We start from the raw sequence: 6,368 nt of genomic DNA, 5'->3' as shown, positions 1-6,368 counted from the left end.
TGCGTGCGCAGCGCGATCCGCCTGGGTGCGGCCAAGGTCACCTGCGCCTATCGCCGGGACGAGCAGAACATGCCGGGATCTGCGCGCGAGGTAGCGAACGCGCGTGAGGAAGGGGTGCGTTTTCTGTTCAACCGGCAGCCGCTGTCGATCGAGGGCGGCGCGGACGAGGAAGTGATCGGGGTGACGGTGGTGCAGACGCGGCTGGGCGAACCGGACGCGCAGGGGCGCCAGCGCGCCGAGCCGATCGAGGGCAGCGAGTCGCTGCTGGAGGCGGACGTGGTGATCATCGCGTTCGGTTTCTCGCCTTCGGTGCCCGGGTGGCTGGCCGCGCAGGGGGTGGAAGCCACCCCCAATGGCCGCATCGTGGCCCTGGCCGAGGCGCCCGAAGGAAGCCAGCGCCTGCCCTACCAGACCACCCATCCCCGGCTGTTCGCTGGCGGCGACTGCGTCCGCGGCGCCGACCTGGTCGTCACCGCCGTGGCCGAGGGCCGCGACGCGGCCGGCAGCATCGCGCAGCTGCTGGGGGTCTGAGGGCCTGGAGGCGGGGCGCTGCAGGCCATGCTCGTCCAGTGCGGCTGTGTGATCCGCGGCAACAGCCTTCCGGCTCCCTAGAGAAGCAGACACGTCACCCAGGCGCCGCGCGCCCTGCTCCGTGACCCCGACCGACGATTTCTGCCCCCTCCCTTGCGCGCTGCGCGCGCAGGGGAGGGCTGGGGAGGGGTGCTTTGTGCTTTCCCGCACTTCCCCAGCTTGACTCCAGCAACAGCCCCTTCCCCGTTTCGCGCACGCAAAGAAGAACCCCGCCCTCAGACGAGGACGGGGTTCTGGGGTAAAGCCCCTGGCGATGACCTACTCTCGCATGGCTAGTGCCACACTACCATCGGCGCGGCTGCGTTTCACTTCCGTGTTCGGGATGGGAACGGGTGGGACCACAGCGCTAATTTCACCAGGGAGACGGTTGGAGCGTGCTGGCTTGTAGTAAAGGTCCTGGGGACCTGGCTACATGCCGCACCGTCTCGCATTGGGTAACTTGTGACGTAGCTTGCATTTGGATCTATCGACGTTTCGTCGAGACCAAGGCAACTTGAGGTTATATGGTCAAGCCGCACGGATCATTAGTATCAGTTAGCTCAACGCATTGCTGCGCTTACACACCTGACCTATCAACCACGTAGTCTACATGGTTCCTTCAGGGGGCTTGTGCCCCGGGAGATCTCATCTTGAGGCGCGCTTCCCGCTTAGATGCTTTCAGCGGTTATCGCTTCCGAACATAGCTACCCGGCAATGCCACTGGCGTGACAACCGGAACACCAGAGGTTCGTCCACTCCGGTCCTCTCGTACTAGGAGCAGCCCCTCTCAAATCTCCAACGCCCATGGCAGATAGGGACCGAACTGTCTCACGACGTTCTGAACCCAGCTCGCGTACCACTTTAAATGGCGAACAGCCATACCCTTGGGACCGACTACAGCCCCAGGATGTGATGAGCCGACATCGAGGTGCCAAACACCGCCGTCGATATGAACTCTTGGGCGGTATCAGCCTGTTATCCCCGGAGTACCTTTTATCCGTTGAGCGATGGCCCTTCCATACAGAACCACCGGATCACTAAGTCCTACTTTCGTACCTGCTTGATCCGTCGATCTCGCAGTCAAGCACGCTTATGCCTTTGCACACAGTGCGCGATGTCCGACCGCGCTGAGCGTACCTTCGAGCTCCTCCGTTACTCTTTGGGAGGAGACCGCCCCAGTCAAACTACCCACCATACACGGTCCCCGATCCGGATAACGGACCTAGGTTAGAACGTCAAGCACGACAGGGTGGTATTTCAAGGTTGGCTCCACCCCAGCTAGCGCCAGGGTTTCATAGCCTCCCACCTATCCTACACAGACGAACTCAACGTTCAGTGTAAAGCTATAGTAAAGGTTCACGGGGTCTTTCCGTCTTGCCACGGGAACGCTGCATCTTCACAGCGATTTCAATTTCACTGAGTCTCGGGTGGAGACAGCGCCGCTGTCGTTACGCCATTCGTGCAGGTCGGAACTTACCCGACAAGGAATTTCGCTACCTTAGGACCGTTATAGTTACGGCCGCCGTTTACTGGGGCTTCGATCAAGAGCTTCGCCTTGCGGCTGACCCCATCAATTAACCTTCCAGCACCGGGCAGGCGTCACACCCTATACGTCCACTTTCGTGTTTGCAGAGTGCTGTGTTTTTGATAAACAGTCGCAGCGGCCTGGTTACTGCGACCCTCTTCAGCTATAGCTCGCACGAGCCACCAAAAAGGGTGCACCTTCTCCCGAAGTTACGGTGCCATGTTGCCTAGTTCCTTCACCCGAGTTCTCTCAAGCGCCTGAGAATTCTCATCCTACCCACCTGTGTCGGTTTACGGTACGGTCTGCGTGAGCTGAAGCTTAGGAGCTTTTCCTGGAAGCGTGGTATCAGTGACTTCGCTCTAAAGAGCTCGTCTCGGTGCTCGGTCTTAAAGGATCCCGGATTTGCCAAAGATCCAAACCTACCGCCTTTCCCCGGGACAACCAACGCCCGGTACACCTAACCTTCTCCGTCCCTCCATCGCACTCACGCGAGGTGCAGGAATATTAACCTGCTTCCCATCGACTACGCATTTCTGCCTCGCCTTAGGGGCCGACTCACCCTGCGCCGATTAACGTTGCGCAAGGAAACCTTGGGCTTTCGGCGTGCGGGTTTTTCACCCGCATTATCGTTACTCATGTCAGCATTCGCACTTCCGATACCTCCAGCAGACTTCTCAATCCACCTTCGCAGGCTTACGGAACGCTCCTCTACCGCGCATCACAAAGTGATGCACCCCAAGCTTCGGTTCACTGCTTAGCCCCGTTAAATCTTCCGCGCAGACCGACTCGACCAGTGAGCTATTACGCTTTCTTTAAAGGGTGGCTGCTTCTAAGCCAACCTCCTGGCTGTCTGTGCCTTTCCACATCGTTTTCCACTTAGCAGTGAATTTGGGACCTTAGCTGTGGGTCTGGGTTGTTTCCCTTTTCACGACGGACGTTAGCACCCGCCGTGTGTCTCCCATACAGTCCGTCTCGGTATTCGGAGTTTGCAATGGTTTGGTAAGTCGCGATGACCCCCTAGCCATAACAGTGCTCTACCCCCGAGAGGATACATATGAGGCGCTACCTAAATAGCTTTCGAGGAGAACCAGCTATCTCCGGGTTCGATTAGCTTTTCACTCCTAATCACACCTCATCCCCTACCTTTGCAACGGGAGTGGGTTCGGGCCTCCAGTACCTGTTACGGTACCTTCACCCTGGGCATGACTAGATCACCCGGTTTCGGGTCTACTGCCCGCGACTATGCGCCCTTATCAGACTCGGTTTCCCTTCGCCTCCCCTATACGGTTAAGCTTGCCACGAACAGTAAGTCGCTGACCCATTATACAAAAGGTACGCAGTCACTCCTTGCGGAGCTCCTACTGCTTGTACGCACACGGTTTCAGGATCTATTTCACTCCCCTCTCCGGGGTTCTTTTCGCCTTTCCCTCACGGTACTGGTTCACTATCGGTCGGTCAGGAGTATTTAGCCTTGGAGGATGGTCCCCCCATGTTCAGACAGGGTTTCACGTGCCCCGCCCTACTCGTCTTCACTGGTATGGCCCTTTCAAATACAGGGCTGTCACCTTCTATGGCCAGTCTTTCCAGACTGTTTTTCTAAAACCATACCAGCTTAAGGGCTAGTCCCCGTTCGCTCGTCGCTACTCAGGGAATCTCGGTTGATTTCTTTTCCTCCGGGTACTTAGATATTTCAGTTCCCCGGGTTCGCTTCCAGCAGCTATGTATTCACTGCAGGATACTGCCGAAGCAGTGGGTTTCCCCATTCGGACATTGCCGGATCAAAGCTTGTTGCCAGCTCCCCGACACTTTTCGCAGGCTGCCACGTCCTTCATCGCCTCTGACCGCCAAGGCATCCACCGTGTGCGCTTATTCGCTTGACCATATAACCCCAAGTCGCCTCGGAGCCATACTCGATCCAGGGGTACAAAGCCTGGACGCAAATACAACGACTCAATTTTTAGGGACTCGTAGTCCCCGCCTTAGCCTCAACGACACGTCAAGATAGTTATCTCAAACGCTCGCTACGTCACAAGTTATTAAAGAACACGAACCAGCCTCAACGCCGGATCGTCTAAATTCTTTGTATGCGCGTGTCATTCAGAGTGGTGGGTCTGGGAGGACTCGAACCACCGACCTCACCCTTATCAGGGGTGCGCTCTAACCACCTGAGCTACAGACCCAACGCCTTTCCTCGCGGAAACTTGCTTGGTTGCCAGATGGTGGAGCCTGTCGGGATCGAACCGACGACCCCCTGCTTGCAAAGCAGGTGCTCTCCCAGCTGAGCTAAGGCCCCATAATGGGACTATCTCCATCGACCGTGCCGATGAAGAACTCTGAATGCAGGTTACTTGTGCGGACGCCTGCAAGACGATGCCGTCTTGCTCAAAAGGAGGTGATCCAGCCGCACCTTCCGATACGGCTACCTTGTTACGACTTCACCCCAGTCATCGGCCACACCGTGGCAAGCGCCCTCCCGAAGGTTAAGCTACCTGCTTCTGGTGCAACAAACTCCCATGGTGTGACGGGCGGTGTGTACAAGGCCCGGGAACGTATTCACCGCAGCAATGCTGATCTGCGATTACTAGCGATTCCGACTTCATGGAGTCGAGTTGCAGACTCCAATCCGGACTGAGATAGGGTTTCTGGGATTGGCTCACCCTCGCGGGTTTGCAGCCCTCTGTCCCTACCATTGTAGTACGTGTGTAGCCCTGGTCGTAAGGGCCATGATGACTTGACGTCATCCCCACCTTCCTCCGGTTTGTCACCGGCGGTCTCCTTAGAGTTCCCACCATTACGTGCTGGCAACTAAGGACAAGGGTTGCGCTCGTTGCGGGACTTAACCCAACATCTCACGACACGAGCTGACGACAGCCATGCAGCACCTGTGTTCGAGTTCCCGAAGGCACCAATCCATCTCTGGAAAGTTCTCGACATGTCAAGACCAGGTAAGGTTCTTCGCGTTGCATCGAATTAAACCACATACTCCACCGCTTGTGCGGGCCCCCGTCAATTCCTTTGAGTTTCAGTCTTGCGACCGTACTCCCCAGGCGGCGAACTTAACGCGTTAGCTTCGATACTGCGTGCCAAATTGCACCCAACATCCAGTTCGCATCGTTTAGGGCGTGGACTACCAGGGTATCTAATCCTGTTTGCTCCCCACGCTTTCGTGCCTCAGTGTCAGTGTTGGTCCAGGTAGTCGCCTTCGCCACAGATGTTCCTCCCGATCTCTACGCATTTCACTGCTACACCGGGAATTCCACTACCCTCTACCACACTCTAGTTGCCCAGTATCCACTGCAATTCCCAGGTTGAGCCCAGGGCTTTCACAACGGACTTAAACAACCACCTACGCACGCTTTACGCCCAGTAATTCCGAGTAACGCTTGCACCCTTCGTATTACCGCGGCTGCTGGCACGAAGTTAGCCGGTGCTTATTCTTTGGGTACCGTCAGAACAATCGGGTATTAACCGACTGCTTTTCTTTCCCAACAAAAGGGCTTTACAACCCGAAGGCCTTCTTCACCCACGCGGCATGGCTGGATCAGGCTTGCGCCCATTGTCCAATATTCCCCACTGCTGCCTCCCGTAGGAGTCTGGACCGTGTCTCAGTTCCAGTGTGGCTGATCATCCTCTCAGACCAGCTACGGATCGTCGCCTTGGTGGGCCTTTACCCCGCCAACTAGCTAATCCGACATCGGCTCATCCAATCGCGCGAAGCCCGAAGGTCCTCCGCTTTCACCCGTAGGTCGTATGCGGTATTAGCGTAAGTTTCCCTACGTTATCCCCCACGACTAGGTAGATTCCGATGTATTCCTCACCCGTCCGCCACTCGCCACCCAGAGAGCAAGCTCTCCTGTGCTGCCGTTCGACTTGCATGTGTTAGGCCTGCCGCCAGCGTTCACTCTGAGCCAGGATCAAACTCTTCACTTAAAACTACAGGCCCTAAGGCCAATACTTTCAGCTGCAGATGTCTGACACCCGGCAACGTATCGCTTGCAAAGCAATTGACTTGTTGCTTGATTTTCAAACGTCTGCAAGATGGACAGTCATCCTTCCTGCAGGCGTCCGCACAAGTTACCTGCGCATACTTTCAAAGAACCTCGGGGCCGGCCTCAGCGCCTTTCCCGTTCCACTCCGCCGTTTCCGTCGAAGCGAGCCGCCCATAATAGCGGACTTTTCCGTTTCGTCAACACCTCGTTTCGAGGTATTTCCAAAATCCCTTCGCCGTACAACCCGTAGGCCTTCCGTCGAAGCGAGCCGCCCATTATAGCCG

Annotated in this window: 1 protein-coding gene, 2 tRNA genes and 3 rRNA genes; 1 reads left to right on the top strand and 5 read right to left on the bottom strand. The window is 56.7% G+C overall.

All coding sequences use genetic code 11. The features are described 5' to 3' along the window. A partial coding sequence (locus LRX76_RS18575) for an FAD-dependent oxidoreductase (protein WP_231807116.1) occupies window positions 1-531 on the top strand: 531 nt, incomplete at its 5' end. 305 nt (window positions 532-836) lie between these two features. Here LRX76_RS18575 and rrf read toward each other — a convergent pair. From rrf to LRX76_RS18550, 5 genes are all read right to left on the bottom strand, one after another. Continuing rightward, window positions 837-951 (bottom strand): 5S ribosomal RNA (gene rrf, locus LRX76_RS18570). A gap of 143 nt (window positions 952-1,094) precedes the next feature. Further along, window positions 1,095-3,975 (bottom strand): 23S ribosomal RNA (locus LRX76_RS18565). A 223-nt stretch (window positions 3,976-4,198) separates the two neighbouring features. After that, window positions 4,199-4,275 (bottom strand) — tRNA-Ile (locus tag LRX76_RS18560). Window positions 4,276-4,312: 37 nt separating this feature from the next. Further along, window positions 4,313-4,388 (bottom strand) — tRNA-Ala (locus LRX76_RS18555). Between the two features lie 92 nt (window positions 4,389-4,480). Further along, a 16S ribosomal RNA gene (locus LRX76_RS18550) occupies window positions 4,481-6,025 on the bottom strand. Together the 16S, 23S and 5S rRNA genes with 2 tRNA genes alongside form the textbook arrangement of a ribosomal RNA operon. Window positions 6,026-6,368 lie beyond the last annotated feature (343 nt).

It is taken from the genome of Stenotrophomonas sp. MMGLT7, from assembly GCF_021168555.1.
Taxonomy (GTDB): Bacteria; Pseudomonadota; Gammaproteobacteria; order Xanthomonadales; family Xanthomonadaceae; genus MMGLT7.
This window is presented reverse-complemented; position numbering and strand designations above follow the sequence as displayed.